The 21,797-nt window shown below is 45.6% G+C and carries 20 protein-coding genes; 6 read left to right on the top strand and 14 right to left on the bottom strand.

Features of this window, described 5'->3' with window-relative positions:
* Positions 1-2: 2 nt before the first annotated feature.
* Positions 3-299, top strand: a complete 297-nt coding sequence (ihfA, locus tag SPUTW3181_RS11345) for an integration host factor subunit alpha (RefSeq protein WP_006081370.1) — start codon at positions 3-5, stop codon at positions 297-299.
* Positions 300-395: 96 nt separating this feature from the next.
* Complete coding sequence (gene lpxM / locus SPUTW3181_RS11340; protein ID WP_011789474.1) at positions 396-1,337, top strand: lauroyl-Kdo(2)-lipid IV(A) myristoyltransferase; 942 nt, start codon at positions 396-398, stop codon at positions 1,335-1,337.
* A 136-nt stretch (positions 1,338-1,473) separates the two neighbouring features.
* Here the strand turns inward: lpxM and hypA are convergent, their stop codons facing one another.
* From hypA to SPUTW3181_RS11310, 6 genes are all read right to left on the bottom strand, one after another.
* Positions 1,474-1,821 carry a hydrogenase/urease nickel incorporation protein HypA gene (gene hypA / locus SPUTW3181_RS11335; RefSeq protein WP_011789473.1) on the bottom strand — a complete coding sequence of 116 codons (348 nt, stop codon included), beginning with the start codon at positions 1,819-1,821 and terminating at the stop codon, positions 1,474-1,476.
* Positions 1,821-2,837, bottom strand: a complete 1,017-nt coding sequence (gene hypE, locus SPUTW3181_RS11330) for a hydrogenase expression/formation protein HypE (RefSeq protein WP_011789472.1) — start codon at positions 2,835-2,837, stop codon at positions 1,821-1,823. The genes hypA and hypE overlap by 1 nt, the downstream gene beginning before the upstream one ends.
* Complete coding sequence (gene hypD, locus SPUTW3181_RS11325) at positions 2,830-3,969, bottom strand: hydrogenase formation protein HypD (protein WP_011789471.1); 1,140 nt, start codon at positions 3,967-3,969, stop codon at positions 2,830-2,832. The genes hypE and hypD overlap by 8 nt, the downstream gene beginning before the upstream one ends.
* Before the next feature lie 61 nt (positions 3,970-4,030).
* On the bottom strand, positions 4,031-4,276 hold the full coding sequence (locus tag SPUTW3181_RS11320) for a HypC/HybG/HupF family hydrogenase formation chaperone (protein WP_011789470.1): 246 nt from the start codon (positions 4,274-4,276) through the stop codon (positions 4,031-4,033).
* On the bottom strand, positions 4,276-5,058 hold the full coding sequence (gene hypB / locus SPUTW3181_RS11315; RefSeq protein WP_011789469.1) for a hydrogenase nickel incorporation protein HypB: 783 nt from the start codon (positions 5,056-5,058) through the stop codon (positions 4,276-4,278). The genes SPUTW3181_RS11320 and hypB overlap by 1 nt, the downstream gene beginning before the upstream one ends.
* 274 nt (positions 5,059-5,332) lie before the next feature.
* The gene (locus tag SPUTW3181_RS11310; protein WP_011789468.1) at positions 5,333-8,032 is read right to left on the bottom strand and encodes an acetate--CoA ligase family protein; all 2,700 of its coding nucleotides are present in this window, start codon (positions 8,030-8,032) and stop codon (positions 5,333-5,335) included.
* Between the two features lie 202 nt (positions 8,033-8,234).
* Here SPUTW3181_RS11310 and SPUTW3181_RS11305 point away from each other — a divergent pair, with 202 nt between their 5' ends.
* A complete protein-coding gene (locus SPUTW3181_RS11305) occupies positions 8,235-8,822 on the top strand; it encodes a hypothetical protein (RefSeq protein ID WP_011789467.1) in 588 nt (195 codons plus the stop codon).
* Positions 8,823-8,947: 125 nt separating this feature from the next.
* Here SPUTW3181_RS11305 and SPUTW3181_RS11300 read toward each other — a convergent pair whose 3' ends face one another.
* Positions 8,948-10,558 carry an ABC-F family ATPase gene (locus SPUTW3181_RS11300; protein ID WP_011789466.1) on the bottom strand — a complete coding sequence of 537 codons (1,611 nt, stop codon included), beginning with the start codon at positions 10,556-10,558 and terminating at the stop codon, positions 8,948-8,950.
* A gap of 223 nt (positions 10,559-10,781) precedes the next feature.
* On the opposite strand from SPUTW3181_RS11300, the gene SPUTW3181_RS11295 reads away from it, so the two are divergent.
* Positions 10,782-11,558 carry a CLCA_X family protein gene (locus tag SPUTW3181_RS11295; protein ID WP_014610658.1) on the top strand — a complete coding sequence of 259 codons (777 nt, stop codon included), beginning with the start codon at positions 10,782-10,784 and terminating at the stop codon, positions 11,556-11,558.
* A 201-nt stretch (positions 11,559-11,759) separates the two neighbouring features.
* Here the strand turns inward: SPUTW3181_RS11295 and SPUTW3181_RS11290 are convergent, their stop codons facing one another.
* Positions 11,760-13,850 carry a TonB-dependent siderophore receptor gene (locus SPUTW3181_RS11290; RefSeq protein ID WP_011789464.1) on the bottom strand — a complete coding sequence of 697 codons (2,091 nt, stop codon included), beginning with the start codon at positions 13,848-13,850 and terminating at the stop codon, positions 11,760-11,762.
* A 128-nt stretch (positions 13,851-13,978) separates the two neighbouring features.
* Between SPUTW3181_RS11290 and SPUTW3181_RS11285 the strand changes: the two genes are divergently transcribed.
* Both SPUTW3181_RS11285 and SPUTW3181_RS11280 read left to right on the top strand, forming a co-directional pair.
* On the top strand, positions 13,979-15,148 hold the full coding sequence (locus SPUTW3181_RS11285; protein ID WP_011789463.1) for a PepSY-associated TM helix domain-containing protein: 1,170 nt from the start codon (positions 13,979-13,981) through the stop codon (positions 15,146-15,148).
* Positions 15,148-15,615, top strand: a complete 468-nt coding sequence (locus SPUTW3181_RS11280; protein WP_011789462.1) for a hypothetical protein — start codon at positions 15,148-15,150, stop codon at positions 15,613-15,615. Before SPUTW3181_RS11285 ends, SPUTW3181_RS11280 begins: the two co-directional genes overlap by 1 nt.
* Before the next feature lie 50 nt (positions 15,616-15,665).
* On the opposite strand, the gene nth is transcribed toward SPUTW3181_RS11280, so the two are convergent.
* From nth to rsxB, 6 genes are all read right to left on the bottom strand, one after another.
* On the bottom strand, positions 15,666-16,307 hold the full coding sequence (gene nth, locus SPUTW3181_RS11275) for an endonuclease III (protein ID WP_011789461.1): 642 nt from the start codon (positions 16,305-16,307) through the stop codon (positions 15,666-15,668).
* A gap of 15 nt (positions 16,308-16,322) precedes the next feature.
* Positions 16,323-17,021 carry an electron transport complex subunit E gene (locus SPUTW3181_RS11270; protein WP_011789460.1) on the bottom strand — a complete coding sequence of 233 codons (699 nt, stop codon included), beginning with the start codon at positions 17,019-17,021 and terminating at the stop codon, positions 16,323-16,325.
* Complete coding sequence (rsxG, locus tag SPUTW3181_RS11265) at positions 17,014-17,652, bottom strand: electron transport complex subunit RsxG (protein ID WP_083758263.1); 639 nt, start codon at positions 17,650-17,652, stop codon at positions 17,014-17,016. Before rsxG ends, SPUTW3181_RS11270 begins: the two co-directional genes overlap by 8 nt.
* A 54-nt stretch (positions 17,653-17,706) precedes the next feature.
* Positions 17,707-18,756 carry an electron transport complex subunit RsxD gene (gene rsxD / locus SPUTW3181_RS11260; RefSeq protein ID WP_011789458.1) on the bottom strand — a complete coding sequence of 350 codons (1,050 nt, stop codon included), beginning with the start codon at positions 18,754-18,756 and terminating at the stop codon, positions 17,707-17,709.
* A 65-nt stretch (positions 18,757-18,821) separates the two neighbouring features.
* Positions 18,822-21,203, bottom strand: coding sequence for an electron transport complex subunit RsxC (gene rsxC, locus SPUTW3181_RS11255; protein ID WP_011789457.1), 2,382 nt, complete (start codon positions 21,201-21,203; stop codon positions 18,822-18,824).
* Positions 21,197-21,796: an electron transport complex subunit RsxB gene (gene rsxB, locus SPUTW3181_RS11250; RefSeq protein ID WP_011789456.1), complete on the bottom strand. Its 600-nt coding sequence runs from the start codon at positions 21,794-21,796 to the stop codon at positions 21,197-21,199. Before rsxB ends, rsxC begins: the two co-directional genes overlap by 7 nt.
* Position 21,797 lies beyond the last annotated feature (1 nt).

Here is a 21,797-nt window from a genome sequence, read left to right as displayed (position 1 = left end):
GTATGGCACTTACCAAAGCCGAAATGGCAGAACATCTTTTTGAAACACTGGGAATGAACAAGCGTGTCGCCAAAGAGATGGTTGAGTCGTTCTTTGAAGAAATTCGGGGCGCACTTGAAAGTGGTGAGCAGGTCAAGTTATCTGGCTTTGGCAACTTTGACCTTAGGGACAAGAATCAAAGACCGGGAAGGAACCCAAAAACAGGCGAAGATATTCCTATTTCTGCTCGCCGTGTCGTGACTTTCCGTCCCGGCCAGAAGCTGAAAACTCGTGTAGAAGCTGCAAATACGGGTAAATAATTTCGTTTGTTTGATGGGAAAGCCACTCCATAGCGAGTGGCTTTCCTGTTTATTTTTTTCGCCACATTATCCTATCCACTGTCTGAGGTGATTTCTTTGTCAAGACAGCCCAAATATTTTGACCGTCGCTTTACACTCGCCTTGCTACACCCTAAATATTGGGGCTCGTGGTTAGCGATTGGTTTACTGGTTATTTTTGGACTTATGCCCGCATGGCTGCGTGATCCCATTGCAAGATTATTAGCAAAATGGGTTATTCCTATTGCCAAAAAGCCGATTAGAGTGGCAAGAGCGAATTTGAAAGCCTGTTTTCCTGAAAAATCTGCCGCTGAAATTGAAGCATTGATCAAAGATAACGTAGAACACTTCGTCTTGGTGCTTTTATCCCAAGGTGAGTTATTAGTTCGCTCGAAAGCACATTTACGCCGCCGTGTGAGCCTGTTTGGATTTGAGCATGTGAAAAAAGCGCAGGCAGCGGGACAACCGATTATTTTTATCATGCCCCATGTCTGGCCGATAGATTATGCCGGATTACGCATCAATTGTGAGATGCCTCTGGTGACTATGGCAAAAGCCCATAAAAACGGTTTGTTTAATTGGTTTAGTAATCGGGTGCGCAGTAGCTGTGGCGGCCATGTGTATATGCGTGAGGCGGGTATTCGGGCCTTATTGGCCGAGCTTAAGCAGAATAACAGCTTTTTTTATTTGCCTGATGAGGATTTAGGTCCAGAACAAAGTGTGTTTACGCCTTTTCTTGGGACGGTTAAAGCGACGCTTCCTGTGGTTGGACGTTTAGCGCAGGCGGGTAATGCTCAAGTGTTACCAGTAAAGATTGGCTATAACCAAGCTCAATATCGGTTTGAACTGACTGTGATGCCTGCTATTGCTCCGGAAGATATGCAGGGGAAAGAGAATGAAGCCTTGGCACTCAATAAGGTTGTAGAGCAGGTGATCTTGGCTTACCCAGAGCAATATATGTGGTTTCTGCGCTTATTAAAAACGCGTCCAGAGGGAGAGGCTTCTATTTATGGTAACTAAAAACGTTTGATGATGGATCTAAAAAGGCTTTGAGGCGGTTAGCTCAAAGCCTTTTGTACTTTGGGGAAGGAACTAGAAATATCAGCACCGAACATCGACATGTTTTCAATCTCGATACAATCAATGATACAGATGCCTATTCCTGCTCCATTTCAAGTTGCATCAGTAACATATCTTCGCCGTCGAGAACGCGGGTTCGATAGCTTTGACAAGCAGGGCAGACGATGGAGCGTTCATTCAGTTCAGACGATGTTTGGCAATCGAGGCATTCAATCACCAAGGGCTGTAATTGCATATTGAGCTGAGCTTCTTTGCATATACCATCGAGTTTAAAGGTATCGAAGGCCGTTTGCAGTAATGCGGGCTCAACCCCACTCATCACCCCAAGTTTAATCTCTACCCGAGTGATCTTATTTGCCTGATTGGCGAGCGCGTGTTGTTCACATTGCTCAATCAGGGCACTCACAATCGAATATTCATGCATCAGCAAATCCTTGGCAGCAGTTCACCTTGGGGAAGATCGAGATAGCGCTTGGTATTCCACGGGGTTTTTAAAATCACTTTCCCTGCGGTTTCATCTGTAACCGTGCCGATAATGGCAGCCTGTTCACAGTGACCAAAACGCTGCATAATCTCGAGCGCACCTAAGGCAATCTCCTGAGGTACAGCAAGGACAAAGGTGCCTTCATTGGCGAGATCCATGGCTTCAAAGCCATAGAGTTCACATAAGCCTTTGACTTCATCACAAACAGGAATACTCGCTTCATTCACTGTGATACCAACATTGGATGCAACCGCCCACTCATTTAATACCGCTGATAAACCACCGCGAGTGGCATCACGCATCGCATGAATGGGAATATTGGCGGCAATCAACTGCTCCACGACGGGCCAGAGCGTCGCGCAATCGCTTTGCAGCGCTGATTCGAGCACTAAACCTTCACGAGCCATTAAAATGGCCGCACCGTGACAGCCAATATCACGGGAGACAATAATCGTATCGCCCGCAGTGAGATTTGCAGCCGAGATATTGGGACGCAGGATGCGGCCAATACCTGATGTGTTAATAAATAAACCATCGGCGCAGCCCTTGGGGACAACCTTAGTATCGCCGCAAACAATCCGTGCACCACTTTGTTTTAATTCTTTGGCCATACTGCGGACGATTGTGGTTAAGTCATTGATAGAAAAACCTTCTTCTATAATCACACTGCAACTCAAATACTGAGGTTCAGCGCCCATCATGGCGAGATCGTTAACAGTGCCCGCGATAGCAAGCTTGCCGATATCACCGCCGGCAAAAAATAGGGGCGATACAGTGAAAGAGTCCGTGGTAAAAGCATTGGCGCCATGTAAGTCAAGTTTTGCAGCATCTTCTTCGCTGCGAAGGATGGGATTATCAAACTCAGCAAAAAATAGATCGCGAATGAGTTTGTTCATCTCTTTGCCGCCACCGCCGTGACTGAGTTGAATGGATTTATCTTTTGGTGTATCACCCATGATGTGGCTCCTTAATATCGACGCCTTGATAGCGGTAATAGGCATTGCAGGCGCCTTCAGAGCTGACCATACAACTGCCTAATGGCGTTTCAGGGTTGCAACCTCGGCCAAAGACTTTGCAGTCCTTAGGCTTCGCGAGGCCGCGAAGAATATCACCGCACTGACAGGCCTTATGATCATCAATTTCTTTCACGGGCAAGCGATCTTTAAACCGTAGTTCGGCGTCTCTATGGGCATATTCAGGTCTGAGTTGCAGCGCTGAATTGGGTATTGGGCCAAGGCCGCGCCAGCGAAATTGCGGTCTAACACTAAAGAATTGGTTCACTTTAGCTTGTGCTGTGAGATTGCCATCCTCTGATACGGCGCGGCTATATTGGATATCAAGCTCGGCTTTCCCTGCCGCTTTTTGTCGGACAATACGCAGGATGGATTCCATTACATCGACAGGTTCAAAACCTGAGACCACTACGGGTGTGCCATATTGTGCGACCGCTGGGCGGTAGATTTTAGCGCCACTTATCACACTGACATGGGCCGGGCCAATAAAGGCATTCACTCGCGCATTAGGATCGTGCATGACGGCATCAATGGCAGGAGGCACTAATACATGGTTGATATGGAAAAGCAGGTTATCGAGTTTTTCATGTTCGGCGAGTTGAAGCAGAATTGCCGTCATTGGCGTTGAGGTTTCAAAACCTATGGCGAAAAAAACAACGATTTTATCGGGGTTATCACGGGCAATTTTGAGCGTATCTAAGGGATCGTAAATCGGGCGGATATCGCAGCCTTTAGCCCTAAAACTGGCTAAAGAGCCTTGAGAACCGGGCACGCGGATCATATCGCCCAGCGTCACAAGGATCACATTTTCTTGGGAGGCAAGCGCTGCGGCTTGGTCGATACGTTCCTTTGGCATCACGCATACAGGGCAACCCGGGCCGTGGATAAATTCAATATTATCCGGCAGTAAATCCAACAAACCGTATTTCATTATGGTGTGGGTATGGCCACCACACACCTCCATAATATTGATTTGTTGCTTGATCGTTTTAGCCGTTAGCTGAATGTCCCGCGCCAAATTGGCGATAGTCTGGGGATCGCGAAAGCCTTGGTAGAGGTGTTTTAGTTCAAGCATTCTCTTTCCTTGGTGCGCTGATTGAGCGCACGCCTTTTATCGAAAAAGGATTTAATGTGGGTTAATGCATGGCTTCATTTTCAAGTTTTGTGACGATTTCTTGATAAAGTTCAAGACTTTGTTGTGCATCTTCTTTGTCAATTTTATTCATCACAAAGCCAATATGAATAAGCACATAGTCACCAATTTCAAGCGGCTCAGTCATTAAATGACTACTGACATCGCGGCGAACCCCTAAGGTGTCGACGGTGACACTCTGGCGCTCGGCATCAATGGCCACGACTTGGGAAGGAATGGATAAGCACATTATTGCGACTCTCCCACAGATGTTTGGCGAATATTGTCCTTAAGCCACTGGGCAACGGCCTGCATTGAGTCGCCATCTTTAATTGAGACTTCAATGATTTGGGTATCTGGATTGAGTTTTTTTAGCTGGGCTCTGGCTTCGGCTAGATTGAAATCAAAATAGGGCAGCAGATCGCACTTAGTGATAAAAACGACATCGGCGCGGCGGAACATTACCGGATATTTTTCAATCTTATCATCGCCCTCTGGTACGGATAGCAGCACGATATTTTTATGGGTGCCCACATCATAGCTTGCAGGACAAACGAGGTTGCCGACGTTTTCCACAAAACAAATATCTAAGCCTTCAAGGGGTAAGTGGTGCAGGGCGCCGTGAACCATGAAGGCATCAAGGTGACAAGCCGATCCGGTTTGAATTTGGTAGGCTTTAATACCTTTCGCGATGAGACGATCAGCATCGCGCGAGGTTTCTAAATCGCCTTCAATCACCGCATAGTTAAGCGTGGTGTATTCTTTGAGGTTTTCTAAAAGCGTGGTTTTACCACTGCCAGGACTGCTCATCAAATTAAAGGCGGTAATATTATGCGCCTCGAAATGAGCACGATTATGGCCCGCTTCAACATCATTTTTGTCGAGAATTTTGTGAATAACCGATAAGGTTTTTTTATCGTTTAACTGGGGATTCGTGTGCAGTTCAGGATGGTGGTGCTCGTGGTTATGTGAATGCGCGCCGAGATGATCATGTTCGTGGCGGGTAAGAGAGCAGCCGCAGTCTTTACACATAGTGTTATCACTCCTTTAGGCATTATGATGACCCTTGGATTTAGCTTACCCCGTCACCATAATATTATGGGCAAATCGTTAAATTTGGTTACGCTAATGTTAAGTGTGATACAAATCGGGAAATGATTCTTTGATATTCGTCAGGTTATGGGGATTCAATGGCGCGTTTTAATACACGCCATTGAATTTCCCTGAGTAGTTTTACAACGGTAAATACGGGTTAAGCAAATTGTTGACGGTATTTCAGTTGCTAATATCGCCGTAAATCAGTTTGTTATTGGTTTTGTTTAAGATCCATATGCATTTTGATCAAATGCTCCTCCATATCGAAGGTGACTTTAAATCCTAAACTTTTTGCTAGGCTTGCCATATTACGGTTTTCAAACATGGTAAAACCTGTGAGTACTGCCGTATCGTTGGCTTGATAATACTTAATGAGTTTTTCGAGTAGTAACTTGCCTAGACCTATGCCTTGGTGATCGCCGCGTACTGCCATGGCAAATTCGGCTTCTGTATTATCGGGATCGATAGAAGCCCTTACTGCGCCTAGGGTGATATCATCACCATCTGGGCCTTTTGCGGTCGCGATAAACGCCATTTCTCGGGCGTAATCGATTTGGGTTAATACCGCCATTTCCTCATGGGTCATTTTAGAACGTACCCCAAAATAGCGTTTGTACCTGTCTTCATCGGATAGCGAGTTATCGAAGGCCAAATGCTTAGGTTCATCCTCGGGTAAAATTGGCCTTAGCATCACCTTTAGGCCATTTTTAAGTTCGGCTTCTTCTTCTAATTCCTTGGGATAGGGCATGATCGCGAGGCGGGAAGTGCTGTCGGTATTAGCATCATGCAAGCGAATATTCACATCGAGCAGGGTGATCTTTTCTCCCGCTGCTAATACGGGATTTAAATCTAATGAGGCAATTTCGGGGCAGTCGATAATAATGTGGGAGATCTGCGTTAGCATCACACACAGGGCATTCATATCTAAACCTAAGGGTAAATGCCGGTCTTTTAGTTTGTGGGTCTTTAATGCTTGGATCACCATATAGCGCGCTAATGCCATATTGAGTGGGGGCAGGGCAACAGCGGCATCGTTTGTGGGATCCCATTCTGAGCCGCCTTCACCTAAACAAATGGCAGGGCCAAAGACGGGATCGCTTATCACGGCCACGCGGATCTCCTGTGCACCCGCCGTTAGCGCCATTTTTTGCACTATCATACCTTCGATAATGGCGTCGGGATTCGCCTGATGCACCCTTTGCGTAATCGCGTTCGCCGCATGACGGATATCTTCAGCCGACGTTAAATTAAGCATGACCCCATGCACATCGGATTTATGCAAAATATTGGGTGATTGGACTTTTAAAGCCAAGGGATAACCCGCCTCATTGGCGATAGCAACGGCTTCATCGGCATCTTTAACAAACCAAGTATCAATAGTGTTGAGGCCGTAAGCACGCAAAATGGGGATCGCCTCATGGGTTTCGAGTACCGATTTTCCTTTAGCTTGCGCAGCTTGCAGTAATTTTCGCGCGGTTTGACTATCGGTTGGAATATTATCGGGAATGGATTGGGGGACTTCCTGCAGTAATTTTTGGTTACGGCGATATTCAACCATGTGCATAAACGCACCCACGGCACCTTCAGGTGTGCGATAGGTCGGAATGCCGCCCTTTGTAAATCGCTTTCTCGCCTGATAGGCCGAATCTTCCCCGCTCCAGTTGGTGAGAATATTCAACCGATTCTTTTTGGGATGGGTGTGAATGGTCTTGATTAATGCATCAGCGATTTCAACACTCTCACCGAGAGCTGACGGTGAATGTAACACTAATATGGCATCTAACTCATTACAATCCATCAAAATACTCAATGCCTTAGCATAACGAGTCGCATCGGCATCACCGATAATATCGACAGGATTTTGCCGTGACCAAGTGCTGGGTAACACGGCCTCAAGCTGGGCAATGGTGTCCTCTGTGAGTTCGGCCAGCTTTCCACCACGTAAAATTAACTCATCGACTGCTAATACGGCAGGGCCGCCACCATTACTAATAATCCCTAAGCGTTCCCCTTGGAGTGGATTTGAATGAGCTAGGCTTTCTACCGCCGCAAAAAGTTCAATTAAATCATTAACTCGCAACATACCTGCGCGGCGAAATGCCGCTTCATACACGGCATCATTACCGCCAACTCCACCCGTGTGCAATTTTGCGGCGCGGGCACCTTCAGGGCTTCGGCCCGATTTAATGACGAGGATGGGTTTATTGCGAGAAGCAGCGCGGGCGGCGGATAAAAAATGGCGCTTTTCATTGACTGAATCGATATACAACATAATGGCGCTGGTGCGGCTATCGCGGCCTAAGTAATCGAGTAATTCATCGAAGTTAATATCGGTGGCGTCACCGAGAGAAATAAAAGAAGAAAACCCTATGCCTTTATTATTGGCCCAATCGAGTACCGTCGTGCAAATGGCGGCGGATTGAGACACGAAAGCAATTTTCCCAGGAAGCGCGCTGGCATGGGCTAAACTGGCATTTAAACCAAGTGGCGGCAATAACATACCTAAACTATTCGGCCCAAGGATACGCATGCCATAACGCTTAGCATGTTGCATCGTAAGTTCGAGCAAACTCACACCCTCCTCATTAAACTCCTGTGCCATACCTGAGGCCATAATAATGGCCACTTTACAACCAAACTGAGCTAAGGTTTCAACAATAGCGGGCACGCGGCAAGCACGGGTACAAATCACGGCTAAATCGGGTTTTATCGGAAGGGCCTCAATATTAGGATAGGCAAGCACGCCCATCACAGCCCGATATTTAGGCGTAACAGGCATAATTGGCCCAGAAAAACCACTGGAGAGCAGGTTTTTCATCAACACATTACCAGCGCGTTTCTCGGTATTCGAGGCGCCAATAATGGCAACGGAAGTCGGTTTAAATAAGGAGTTTAATGTACGTTGACTCATAAGCGATTCCATCCCAATCAATGACGCTTTCAGTGTAACCTAGGGTTTGATGGCTGCACAGTTAAGTTTCTGTATCTACTAAGACTATATGATGAATTGAGTCCGTTTTACTGAAGGAAGTTACCGAGTGGATAACAGGTTTGATAAACTCAGTGTTGATGATATCCAAATCCGTTTCTAATACATTTGGCAGTGGTAAGCAATGACAGGATTTTACGAGTTTTTTAGTTTACCCGATAGGGTTGAGGTTGTTTGTCCCTTATGTGATGGTTGTGCTACTTTCACCTATGCTCATGTTTTACAAATAGAAAAAAAAGATGCCCATTTATTTGAAAACGAGCAGTTTGAGATCAAACTGTTTAACCAAAGATTTGCCCATAAATGGCCCGGCGTGCTGTTTTTTCCTCCCTTATTCGGTGCAGTGTCTTGGCGGGAAAAATTGCCAGAAAAATACCAAGGTGCTTCGACTTGGGAGCATAGGGCAAATAGTGCTTTTACGGACGGCACAGATCTTGGCCTTATTTGTTGTCATCAATGTATGGCAAAACAGAAACATCAACTTGAATGGCCCCAAGATGCATTTTATGCAATTGAATTTAAAGGCCATTTACTTTGGGCATTCAATAAAATGATGATGCAGCAGATCCGTGATTATATTCAGGCTAAAGATCGCGACGCGGTATTTGCGTCTGAGCCAATCGTCATTCGACATTTGCCAACGGTTTTTAAACTGGCTAAAAATCGCGAGGGATTGGTCAAAAAAATCAATAAGCTCATTTACCGCCCATAGTCTATGAAAATGACTCGGTATATTGATAACGGGCTGTATTAATAAGAAAGCCGTCATTGGTTATCCAATGACGGCTTTTTAATGTGCTAACCCAGCGTTAATCGATATGAGTGAGTCGCGCCATATTAAGCGCGCTGTCTTGCCATAATGTCAGCTTGGCTTGAAAGATATTCATCGAAGGTGCCTTGGAAGTTAATCAGTTTTTTATCTTTAATATCAATAATGCGGGTTGCAAGCGATGAGACAAACTCACGATCATGACTAACAAAAATTAAGGTGCCTTCAAAGTCTTTGAGTGCATTATTTAAGGCTTCAATGGCTTCCATATCCATATGGTTGGTGGGTTCATCCATGATGATGACGTTAATGTCTTGCATCATTAATTTGCCGAAGATTAAACGGTTTTTCTCACCGCCTGAGCAGTTTTTCGCTTTTTTATTGGCATCATCTTCGGTAAACAGTAGGCGTCCAAGCATGGCGCGTACCATCAAATCGTTATGCTTAGGTTGGCGCCATTGATCCATCCATTCCATGATGGTGAGATCGTTATCAAAATCTGAGGTGCTGTCCTGTGGGCAATAACCGATAGAGGCATTTTCGGACCATTTAATCGTGCCTTCATTGTGGATTAACTCATTGACTAAACAGCGCAGTAGGGTGGTTTTACCAACACCGTTTTCGCCGATTATCGCTAGCTTAGCGCCCGCTTCGAGAATTAAATCGCCGCCTTGGAAGAGGAGTTCACCGTCAAAACCGTGGCCGAGATTTTCCAGCACTAAGGCTTGGCGGTGCATTTTTTTACCGGCAGCAAAGCGAATGGAAGGCGTAATGCGGCTCGATGATTTCACTTCATCGAGTTTAATTTTATCCATGCGTTTGGCTCGAGAACTGGCTTGTTTGGCCTTAGAGGCGTTAGCACCAAAACGGTTTACGAAGTCCTGTAATTCTTCAATCTCAGCACTCTTTTTAGCGTTACCCGCCAATAGCTGTTCACGTAGCAGGGAAGATTGGGCTAAAAAGTATTCATAGTTGCCGGGATAAATGCGCAGTTCGCCATAATCAATATCCGCCATATGGGTACAAACGGCATTTAAAAAATGCCTATCATGGGAGATGATAATCATGGTGCATTTGCGTTTGTTCAGCTCGGTTTCAAGCCAACTAATGGTATGAATATCCAAGTTGTTGGTCGGTTCGTCGAGCAGCAAAATATCGGGGTTAGCAAATAGGGCTTGGGCTAATAACACCCGCAATTTCCAACCTGGAGCGACTTGGGACATTGGGCCGTAATGGAAGGATTCTTCAATACCCGCTTCGATCAGGATTTCGCCCGCCCGACTTTCGGCGCTATAGCCATCCATTTCGGCAAATTCACTTTCAAGATCGCCAACGCGCATACCATCTTCTTCGGTCATGTCGGCTTTGGCATAAATTGCGTCACGTTCTTGTTTGACTTTCCAAAGCTGAACATCACCCATGATCACCGCATCGATAACAGTGTATTGCTCAAAGGCAAATTGATCTTGGCTTAAGGTACCGACCTTTAATCCCGGTGTGATGGACACATTGCCTGAGGTTGGGGCGAGTGCACCACTTAAGATTTTCATAAAGGTTGATTTGCCGCAGCCGTTAGCGCCGATCAGACCGTAGCGGTTGCCGTTACCAAATTTTGCCGAGATATTTTCAAATAAAGGCTCGGGGCCGAATTGCATTGTGATATTTGCGGTAGAGATCAAAAGGAGCGTTCCTAATTTGTGTAATAAAGGTAAAGGGCTGTAGACCAATGAGCAGACTTAAGGCAACAAGATGACTAAGCGCAAAGCCAACATAATAAGGCCGCGGAGTATACAGATTAACCGCGTAAGATGCGAGTAGACAAATGCTTGGGTTTTTGTTCTAAGCCTTTTTCGCATAGAATGGCGGGCTTAATGGCCTCTTTATAACTGGTTGTATGTACCTTTGTTAATCCGTCAACAATATATTCGTAGCGGCCCCGATTATCGCTTTAGTGAACCGGTTTCTTTTTTGGATATCAAACAAACCTTTGGCTTTAGTCATGTTCGTGTTGGCCGTTGGGTGACACGGGAAGAGTCCCGTATTGCGGCTAATCTGGTATTTGACTCGCTTGCCGATCTTGCCTTTATCCTTAAATTGCCACCGTTAACCTTAGGATTGCGACAAACCTTAAGTCTTGCCTTTGGTCATGGCGGTCAAAAAGGGGTTCAAGCCCACTATGCTCCAGCGACAAGGGAACTTGCATTAGCTAAAAATGCGGGCGCGGGTGCATTAGCTCACGAGTTTTGGCATGCGTTTGACCATTACATTGCGCCTAAAGCTTTTAACTTGAGCGAAGGACACTTTTTATGTGCCAGTGATCTTTGGCTTGCCGATTCACCCTTGATTAAGCATCCCCTTAATTTGCGATTATCTGAAATTTTTAAGGTGACCCTATTAAGCCCTGATGGAAAAGAGCCGAGCGATTATGTGCGCCGCGCATTAGCGCTGGATAAACGCTATGGCACTCGGTATTTTTCACAACCAACGGAAATGATGGCGAGGGCATTTGAAGCGTGTATTGAATCTTATCGGGATATTTCTAATCCCTACTTAGTCTCTGGTACGTCTTTTTCAGCAATGGCGAAGGAGGGCGCCTATCCAGATGAGTTACATCGGCAGAGGATTTTTACAGCGTTGCTCGATTACTTTGAACCTTTGGGAATCGCGTTGGCAAAATAACCCGCTCATTCTTGAGTATTCGAATGATGCACGTAGAGAAAGACTCAATGGCAATATCAACCTTAGGTGTAATGCGTGTTAATGGCTGCTATGGGTGAGCTAAATTGCGAATGTCATTATTTCATTGATTATTTCATTGAACATAAAAATGCCGTGTACGTTATGACACGGCATTATGGGTTAACTTGCTAGAAACTTGCTCTAGAAATTATAGCTTAGGCTTAACTCAATATTTCGGGGTTCGCCGAAGAAACCTTGATTGTAAAAATCAATGCTAGAGTAATATTTTTTATCAAATAAGTTATTGATATTTAGTTGAACTTTCGCATCGTCTGTCAGTTGATAGCTTGTCATCAGATTCACGAGATAATAGCTGTCTTGCTCGGAACGCTCACCATTGGGACCTGCTTTGTCTTTGTAAATTTTACTCTGCCAGCTTAAGTTACCGCCGACTGTCAGATCCGCGAGTGCACCATCAAAGTGATAAAGGGAGGATAAACGAATCAGATCCTTTGGTAGATAGGTGCTAAAGGCTGAACCATCTTGATCTTCTGATTCACTATGGGTATAGCTGAAAAACAGATCCCAGTCTTCTGTTGGTCTACCGTTTAACTCAACTTCATAACCTTGGTTACTGGTCCCATCCACCAAGTGCATTGGATAATTGCCACCAGGTAAGGGAAGGGCGTTATCATCGGGTTCTGCCACATTTTCTTTTTGCACTTTAAATACGGCTATACTGGCGGTCAGTTTCTCATCGAAGAAATCCCCTTTTGCGCCCAGTTCAATATTATTTCCGGTCATGGGCTCTAAGCGCTTATTGTTTGCGTCTCTTGCATCCTGTGGCAGAAATATTTCGGTATAACTGGTGTAAATCGAGATGCTATCGTTGAGGTTATATATCAGACCTGCATAGGGCGTAAAGACATCGCTATTGTTGTAGTCAGCCGCCGCGTTTGATTCAAATTTATATTGGCTAATGCGGCCACCCAGTAACAGCATCCATTGATCGTGTAAATTAATTTGTGTCGCGAGATAGGCCCCTTTTTGAGTTTCCTCACCTTCTTGATAGATTGGCGTAGACGGATAACTGGGTTCAGCGACGGAGCCATCCCATTCGAAGAAGTTACCAATACTTATGCTATTTAATGGGTAATAGGAATCTGCGGTCGTATCTTGCTTAGAGTATAGTAAACCTGCGGTAAGTTTATGCTCGCGACCAAAGAGTTCGAATGGCCCAGAGGCAAATAGCCGCGCGGCATCTTGTTTACGGGTCGATTGATAAATCATCGCCGATGCCCCCATACCTAAACCTGTGGTTTTATCTGGCGCACCATAGAGATAAAGTAAGTGCCCATCCATCTCATCTTCACGATGTTCCACGTCAAATTTGACGTCCCAATTATTATCAAAATTATGTTCAAGCGTAGCAAAGACGTTTGCACCATTGCGTTGCCAACTTGACCAAGAGGCTGCTGTTGTGGTCGAACGGGATAAATCATTCGCTAAGCTGCCATCAGCATAAAATAGAGGAAGACCACCCCAAGTAGAGCCTTTAGGATCTCGGTCACTGTAATCAGCACCTAGGGTAAATAGGGTATTATCACTGAGTTTTGCAGTGATCACGCCATAAACTTGCAGGTTTTCATCTTCGGCTAGATCAATATAACTATCTGATTTTTCATAGGCGGCGGCAAAGCGTGCCTGCACATCACCACTCTCTGTTACATCAACGGAGGCATCGCCTTCAACACGGTAACTATCCCATGCACCGACTTTTGCGCTGACATAGCCGCCAGGTGCCGCTTTAGGACGTTTACGGATAAGGTTAATTGCTGCAGATGGTTCACCCGCACCCGTTAAGAGTCCTGTTGCACCGCGGACAACTTCAACGCGGTCAAATAATATGGTGTCGGTTGAGGCGTCATTAAAGAAACTCGAGTAGTTAACGGGGACGCCATCAAACTGAAAATTAGTAATGGGATTACCGCGGGAGCTAAAGAAATAGCGGTTGGTCTCGGCTTTCTGGGCATAAATGCCAGGGGTTAAAAACATTAAGTCCGCGACACTATTGAGTGAGAAACTTTGAATAAACTCTTGATCAATAATGGTGACTGATTGTGGCGTTTCCCGCAGCGTTAAGGGCAACCCAGTTGCCGTTGCGGCTTTATCTAAACGACTTCCCTTAATACTGATGACTTCAATATCAGTAGTGGACTGAGGCTCATTAGCGTAGGAGCTTGGCGCTAATAAAAGACTTGAAATGAGTGTAGCTAACAGCGATTTTTGCATCATGATTCCCCATCATTGTTTTTTGTGAGCTGCATTCTAATTGAAAACAATTATCAATACACCGTATTGATAACAATTCGTATTACATTTACACTCACCAAATTGTAAAAGTGTTGGGATAATCACATATGGCGAAGGTTAGTAACCGATTTTGGTTTATGTTGCATGGTTGGGTATCACTCCCAATCTGGTTGTTATTTAGTTTTATCTGTTTAACGGGGACGATTGCAGTACTTAGCCACGAACTGACGTGGCTCACTAATCCTGCATCCCGCGCCGTTAATCCAAACAATTTGCCAGCAAAGTCGGTTGATGAATTAATGGCGGCGGTAAAAAAGGCTCATCCTACAGCAGAAATCAGTGGGGCTATGACCTTCGAGCCTTATCTTGTCAATGCAGTGATGTTTACCGATGTGGATAAACCCTATGCAATTGCTTATGTGAATCAATACACGGGTGACGTTCAGCAAATTAACGAAGGGCTGACTTTTATTGGTTTTATGCGTTCATTACATGGTTGGTTATTATTTCCATGGCCTGGTAGTTATAGCGTAGGGTATTACCTTGTCTGCTCTATGGCGGTATTGATGCTGGCGTCTTTAATTACCGGATTAATTGTTTATAAGCGGTTTTGGCGTAGTTTTTTGGCACCTAAAGTGCGTATTACGCAAGGGAAAAAAACACTGCTAGCGGATTTACACAAATTATCTGGTGTTTGGTCAATTTGGTTTATCGCCATTATGAGTGCAACAGGATTATGGTATTTAGTCCAAGCTGTTTTTTGGCATGCTGATATTGATATCGAGCCTCATGCGCCGTTAATTGTGGCGGAGCAAGTTCCCTTGCTTAAAGAGGGAGAGACAACTATACCCATTCCTGCGGTATCACTTAATCAAGCTCTTATGATTGCAAAGGAGCGTTTCCCTGATTTTCAACCTAGTTATGTGATGCTGCCAGAGCATAACCGGGATATGTATCACCTTAGCGGTAGTGGTGATCATATTTTTTATGACCAACATTCCTATAGCCTGAGTATTAATCCTTGGACGGGGGAAATAGCGAAAGCATCATCACCCGAAACCATGACGGGCATGCAAACCATCATGCACATTGCCGATCCGCTGCACTACGGCACGATTGGGGGAATTTGGACCAAGTTTATTTGGTTTGTGTTTGGTTTAATTTTGTCGGGTATGTCAATTACGGGCTTTATGATGTGGGGATTACGTCATGTCAGAGCCTTTAAAAAAGCAGGATCTGATGACTTAGCTGCCGATATGTTAGGGGAGATTCGCTAATGGCGTTTAATCGAGCACTGTTTTGGCAAAAGAATAAATATAAATTAAATGGATTGATCTTAGTCTTGCCATTTTTATTCTTGTACCAATCATTAACACCGAACTTTCCTCCCGCATGGCAGGCACAGGAATTAGGTGAGTTTAAAATTGCGCCTATGCCATTGAATATGAAGGCTCCTTATCAACATCACGATGAATATGTGAAGGATTTTATGTTGATTTTTGAAAAAGGGGAGACAAGGCTAATTCGACAAGGTTATGCCAATATTGGGCCTGAGGCATTACCAATTAGCCAGCTACAACAAGGGGAAAATGGTGTGCTCCATGGCAGTAAATATGGACAACATGTGCATGCCATTGCGGGGGCAAAACTGTCATCGAGTGATAGTTTATGGATCTCTATTCAAACATGGCAAGGGGAGTGGCTCGTGGCAAAGTGGCCAATACCGGAAGCGTTGCTGATTTAGCATTTTAAACAGACAATTCCATGTGTAATGGGATTGTCTGTTCAATAGGTTTATTCTTCGGGATAAACCTTCTCTTTAAACTCACACAAATCCTCAATAATGCAACTGCCACAGCGTGGCTTTCGTGCTAAGCATGTGTAGCGGCCGTGCAGAATAAACCAATGATGTACATCCACTTTAAACTCATCCGGCACAACTTTTAGCATCCGTTCTTCTACTTCGACCACGTTTTTACCGGGGGCAAATTTAGTGCGATTGGCAAGACGAAAAATATGAGTATCTACGGCAATGGTCGGCCAGCCAAAGGCGGTATTGAGCACCACGTTCGCGGTTTTTCGGCCCACACCAGGTAGTGCTTCAAGGGCTTCTCTATCTTCTGGCACTTCACCATTGTACTTCTCGATTAAGATCTCGCAGGCTTTGATCACATTAACGGCTTTGTTGTTATAAAGGCCAATGGTCTTGATATATTCCTTTAATCCCTCAACCCCTAGGGCATAAATGCTGTGGGCAGTATTGGCGACAGGAAACAGTTTATCTGTCGCCTTATTCACGCTCACATCGGTCGCTTGTGCTGAGAGGGTTACCGCGACTAATAACTCAAAAGGACTAGTAAAGTTGAGCTCAGTTTCGGGTTTCGGATTGTTATCACGAAGACGAGTGAGGATCTGGATACGTTTTGCTTGATTCATATTCACTATTCTTCGTTAACTGACCTTAGTGATCCGTGCGCGTGTCACACTTGGCTCGGTGGCGACTTGTGGTTGGTGTTCTTTGAGTTTTTTATCAATTACATTCTTCAATGCAATCAATAAGCCCATCACAATAAAAGCGCCGGGTGGCAGCATAGCGAGTAAAAAGGGGGTATCCACTTGCCATACATGAATAGTTAAGGATTTAGCCCAAGGGCCTAGCAATTGATCGGCGCCATCAAATAGTGTGCCTTGACCTAATAATTCCCGTGTTGCCCCAAGAACGGCGAGCACTAAGGTAAACCCTAGCCCCATCATTAAACCATCGAAGGCGGCGCTAAAGGCATTGTTACGTGAGGCAAATGCCTCGGCGCGGCCAATGATGATGCAGTTCGTTACAATTAGCGGCAGGAAGATCCCAAGGGATAAATACAGACCATAGGCATAGGCATTGATGAGCAACTGAACTGTGGTGACTAGCGCGGCGATGATCATCACAAATACGGGAATACGGATTTCTTTAGGCACATAGTCGCGTACAAGTGACACAAGAATATTAGAGCCTATTAGCACTAACATAGTGGCTACACCTAGCCCTAGGGCATTGGTTATGGTTGCTGTGACAGCAAGGAGCGGGCATAGGCCTAATAGTTGTACTAAGCCGGGGTTATTTTTCCACAGACCTTGCCAAGCAATTTCGCGATAATTAGTCATGTTTTATCTCACAATTCAGTGGCTGACTGAAAATTTGTGCTTGGTTATTGTTAAAGTACCATACTGCACGCTTAACCGCGTTAACATAGGCGCGTGGTGTGATGGTGGCACCGGTAAATTGATCGAAATCCCCGCCATCTTTTTTCACCAGCCATTGTTTGTCATCCTCAGCGTTCAGGCGTTTACCCATAAATTGCATCACCCAATCGGATTTACGCAGATCGATTTTATCACCAAGTCCTGGCGTTTCTTGGTGTGATAGGGTGCGAACACCAAGAACTTCACCTTGGGTGTTTATCCCCACAATCAGTTTAATATTACCGTTATAACCATCGGGAGCGATAGCCTCCAGCGCAATTGCAACTGGTTGACCCGCATTGGTCGCAATATAGGCAGGCATTGGATTTTCAGTGCCTAACGCCGCTCTATCCTGCAGCAAAGTACATTGTGCAGTGAGCTCATTGTCGTGGATGTCATCCGGGATCAATTGATGTAACACTTTCATCAATTCTTGCTGTTCTTGCTCTTTAATTTTATCTAAGGTCTGTTCATTAACCACTGCGACTAAGCCAGTGCAGAGCAGGGCAAACAGAGCGAGTAACAGTCCATTTTTAATCATTGGATTATTCAATTTCTTTCCTCAAGAGTCTTTCTTCAAGCATCACTTGATGCTTAACACAAAGGCCTAGCCCGCTGAATGACCGTAGCTACGTGGACGAACGTAATAGTCAATAAAGGGAGCACAAAGGTTTGCCAGTAATACGGCAAAGGCGAAAGCATCAGGGTAGCCACCTTGAGTGCGAATGATATAGACCAATATACCTATTAACGTCCCGAAGATAATTCGACCACGGGGACTCGTTGCGGCGGTGACAGGATCCGTCGCAATAAAAAATGCCGCTAACATGGTTGCGCCAGAAAATAGATGGAATAATGGGCTGCCTTGAGTATCGGGTGACAGTAAAAAACCGACACTCGAAGCGATAAAGAGCCCTGCTAATACGCCAGTGCTAATATGCCAGCGAATCGCCTTAAGTTTGAGCAGCACTAAACCGCCAGCAAGATAAGCTAAATTGACCCAAAACCAACCTACACCCGTAGCGCCATCAAAAATGGCTTTTGTCATACTTTCTGTGCGGGTTAATCCCATGGATAAATCGGTTTTTAGGGTATCAAGCGGTGTTGCCATGGCTACACCGTCAATGCCTAGGCGAAATTGGTCCATATTCACATTGGCACCGATATTGAAAATAAGCTGCAAGCTATCAAGCACACTCGGCGAGTGCATGGCAACTGTGCTTGGAGCAATCCAAGTGGTCATTTGCACTGGAAAGGAAATTAGCAGTAGTACATAAGCGGCCATGGCTGGATTAAACAAGTTATGGCCTAAACCGCCGTAAAGGTGTTTGACGATGATGATAGCAAAAGCTGTCCCAATAACGATCATCCACCAAGGGGCGAGTGGGGGAATCGCAACACCAATCAAGATCGCGGTCAGCATGGCACTGTTATCACTTAAGCTGGCTTTGATACTGCGCTGACGCAGTTTCATTACCACAGCTTCAGCACTTAATGCGACGATAATTGCTAGTAGCACTTGAACGAGCGTGCCCCAACCAAAAAAGGCGCACTGCACCACAAGGCCTGGCAGTAAACATAAAATCACCCGCTGCATCACAGTTGAAGTATGCAGATTTCGTGTTACATGGGGTGATGAGGCTATTTTAAACGCCATTCTGTTCCCTTTTATCTAATCTTGAGTCGTTAACCGTTAAGTTGCTGATTCTTATGTTAATTATGTTATTCATTTGAATCACTTGTCGCATCCACGGCCCTTGCCGCTTTTTTCGCTTTTGCACGGGCAACGGCTGCAGCGATTTTAGCCTTTTTCTCATCTTCGGGACTGAGTTGATGACTCGGCTCTGAGCTGAGTTCTGAGCTAAGTTCTGATCTAAGCTCAGTAATGGGTTCAGGCTTAAGCGGCGTATCACTTGGCTGAGCTGATTCTGCCTCTAGCTTTGGCTGAACTTCAGCAACCTCACTCGAATCGGCTTGGGCGGCCGCTTTTTTGGCTTTAGCCCGGGCAACGGCTGCCGCAACTCTGGCTTTTTTATCATCCTCAGGACTCGGTGTAACAGTGCTTGACTCTGGCTCGGCGACAGGCGTATTCACTACTGGAGTTTTTGTCGCTTGATCCTCAGGTGCTTGAACTGCTGGCGTTTGATCTTCGCTTACGATGCCACTTTGCTGGTTCGCTTTCTTGGCTTTAGCACGGGCGACGGCCGCGGCGATTTTGGCCTTTTTATCATCCACCTCAGTACTAGCTGCGGATCCAGTAACCCGCTTTTCGGCGTCGACTTCAGCGGCATCAATATCCTCGTTAACATCCGAGTCGGCTTTCATCGTCGCCTTTTTCGCTTTGGCCCGAGCAATGGCGGCCGCAACTTTATCTTTTTGCGATAAAGGCTCGGCTTGCTCGGTTTCCATAGATGAATCCGGTTCATCATCAATAACTTGAGAAGCTGTGGCCGCGGCGGCTTTCTTGGCTTTGGCACGGGCAATTGCTGCGGCAACGGCTGCCTTTTCCCTTGGTACTTCGACCACGGCAGTGGGGGCTATTGCAGTCTCACTGGGTGCCTGCGTCGCAGCGGCTTTTTTGGCTGCAATACGTGCGATCGCTTCAGCAACGGCATTTTTATCTGTGCCCGTCATCGTTGCCTGACGACGCTCTGCGGCTTCTTTTGCTTTGGCTTCGCGGGCGAGCTTTTCTTCTTCTAGACGAGCCAAACGTGCTTCAAAACGGTGTTTGGCACGTTCTGCCTGTTGCTTTTCATCGGCAGTTTGTTTTAAGGCTGATTTGGCAATACGGTAATATTCGACTAAAGGAATATCACTCGGGCAGACATAACTACAGCAACCACATTCAATACAATCTTTTAGGTTAAAACTGGCAGCCTTATCATATTCTTCGGCTTTTGCGTGCCAAAAGAGTTGTTGTGGTAATAGCAGTGCAGGGCAGACATTGGCGCACTCGCCGCAGCGAATACACGCTTTTTCCTCTGGTGTCACCCCAATCTCTTGATTACTCGGCACCAAAATACAGTTAGTACCTTTTAAAATAGGTACATTAATGGTCGGTAGTGCATGGCCCATCATAGGCCCACCAACGATGATCTTTTGCTCTGCTTCAGGTTTAAACTCGGTTTGCATGAGCACATGCTCAACGGGGGTTCCAATTGGCAACCAATAGTTACCAGGTTTACCCACATTTTTACCTGTCACTGTGACAACGCGCTCAACCAGCGGTTTATTTTGGACAACGGCTTGATGTATGGCAAAGGCTGTGCCGACGTTATGAACAACGATACCGAGTTTGGCGGGTATAGCTCCTGAGGGTACTTCACGGCCAGTAATAATCTGAATAAGCTGTTTTTCACCGCCTGAAGGATATTTGGTGGGGATAACGGTAACTCGAGTACTGCCTGTCGGTAGCGCACTTTGCGCTACAGCCATTTGCATGGCCTTGATCGCTTCAGGCTTATTATCTTCAATGGCGATAACGATACGTTTGGGTGTTAATAACCGATAAATAATCCCAATACCTGCCAGAATATCTTGGCTGTATTCGCGCATTAATCTGTCATCTGAGCTGATATAAGGCTCACACTCAACACCATTGATAATGACTAAATCAATTTCGCTCGCGGGATTGAGTTTGATATGACTCGGAAAAGCCGCGCCGCCCATACCCGCAACACCCGCTTGATGTATTTTATCGATAATTTGCTGATGGCTTAGGCTATCGAGATCGTTGGAGGCTAATTCGCACCAAGTATCTTTCCCATCGGCTTCGATAACGCACGTATTAACGGGGAGGGCTGAGGCATGGTTGCTGGCTCTTGGCTCAATAGCAACGATAGTACCTGATGTCGGCGCATGTACAGGTAAATGCCAAATAGAGGGGCCTTGAGTTAATGGCGTGCCTTTTAACACTTTATCGCCGAGCTTTACCGCAAGTGTGCAATTTTCCCCCACCTGAGGTATAGGGACTAAATAGGTTTTTGCTAATGGCAGTGTTGCTATAGGAGTGCCATTTGAGAGAAATTTGACTTCTGGAGGGTGTATACCACCATGCGAGCGCCAAAGGGTTCCTTTATCTAATTGATCTAATAAAGTTAGCACCGCTTTTCCTCTTCTAACATTGTCTCGTTATCCCCAGTCTCTTGGAGCAGCGTCACTGGAATGGCATTTAAACGCCAATTCCAATTTTTAAGATTTTGGGTTACGGGGATCATATCAATACAATCGACAGGGCAGGGTTCAACACAGAGGTCACAACCTGTGCAATCTGTGGTGAGCACGGTATGCATTAATTTACCTGCACCGATAATGGCATCCACGGGACAGGCCTGAATACACTTAGTGCAGCCAATACACTCATCCTCACGAATAAAAGCGACTTTTTTGACCTGCGATTGTGCTTCGGCATTGAGAGGCTCAGGCTCAACACCCATCAAATTGGCTAGTTTCTCCATTGTGGCTGTGCCGCCTGGAGGGCATTTGTTGACTTTGTCGCCATTGGCGATGGCCTGGGCATAAGGACGACAACCTGGGTAACCACATTGACCACATTGGGTTTGTGGCAGAATGGCTTCGAGTTCATCGACAATCGGGTTACCTTCAACCTTAAATTTAAGGGCGGCAAAACCGAGTAATACCCCAAAGACCAATGCCAACAGGGTCAATAATATGACAGCGATTAAAATGGTGGACATA

The sequence above is a fragment of the Shewanella sp. W3-18-1 genome, assembly GCF_000015185.1.
GTDB classification, from domain to species: Bacteria; Pseudomonadota; Gammaproteobacteria; order Enterobacterales; family Shewanellaceae; genus Shewanella; species Shewanella putrefaciens.
Note: the sequence above shows the minus strand (reverse complement) of the source record. Positions and strands in the feature narration are given on the sequence as shown.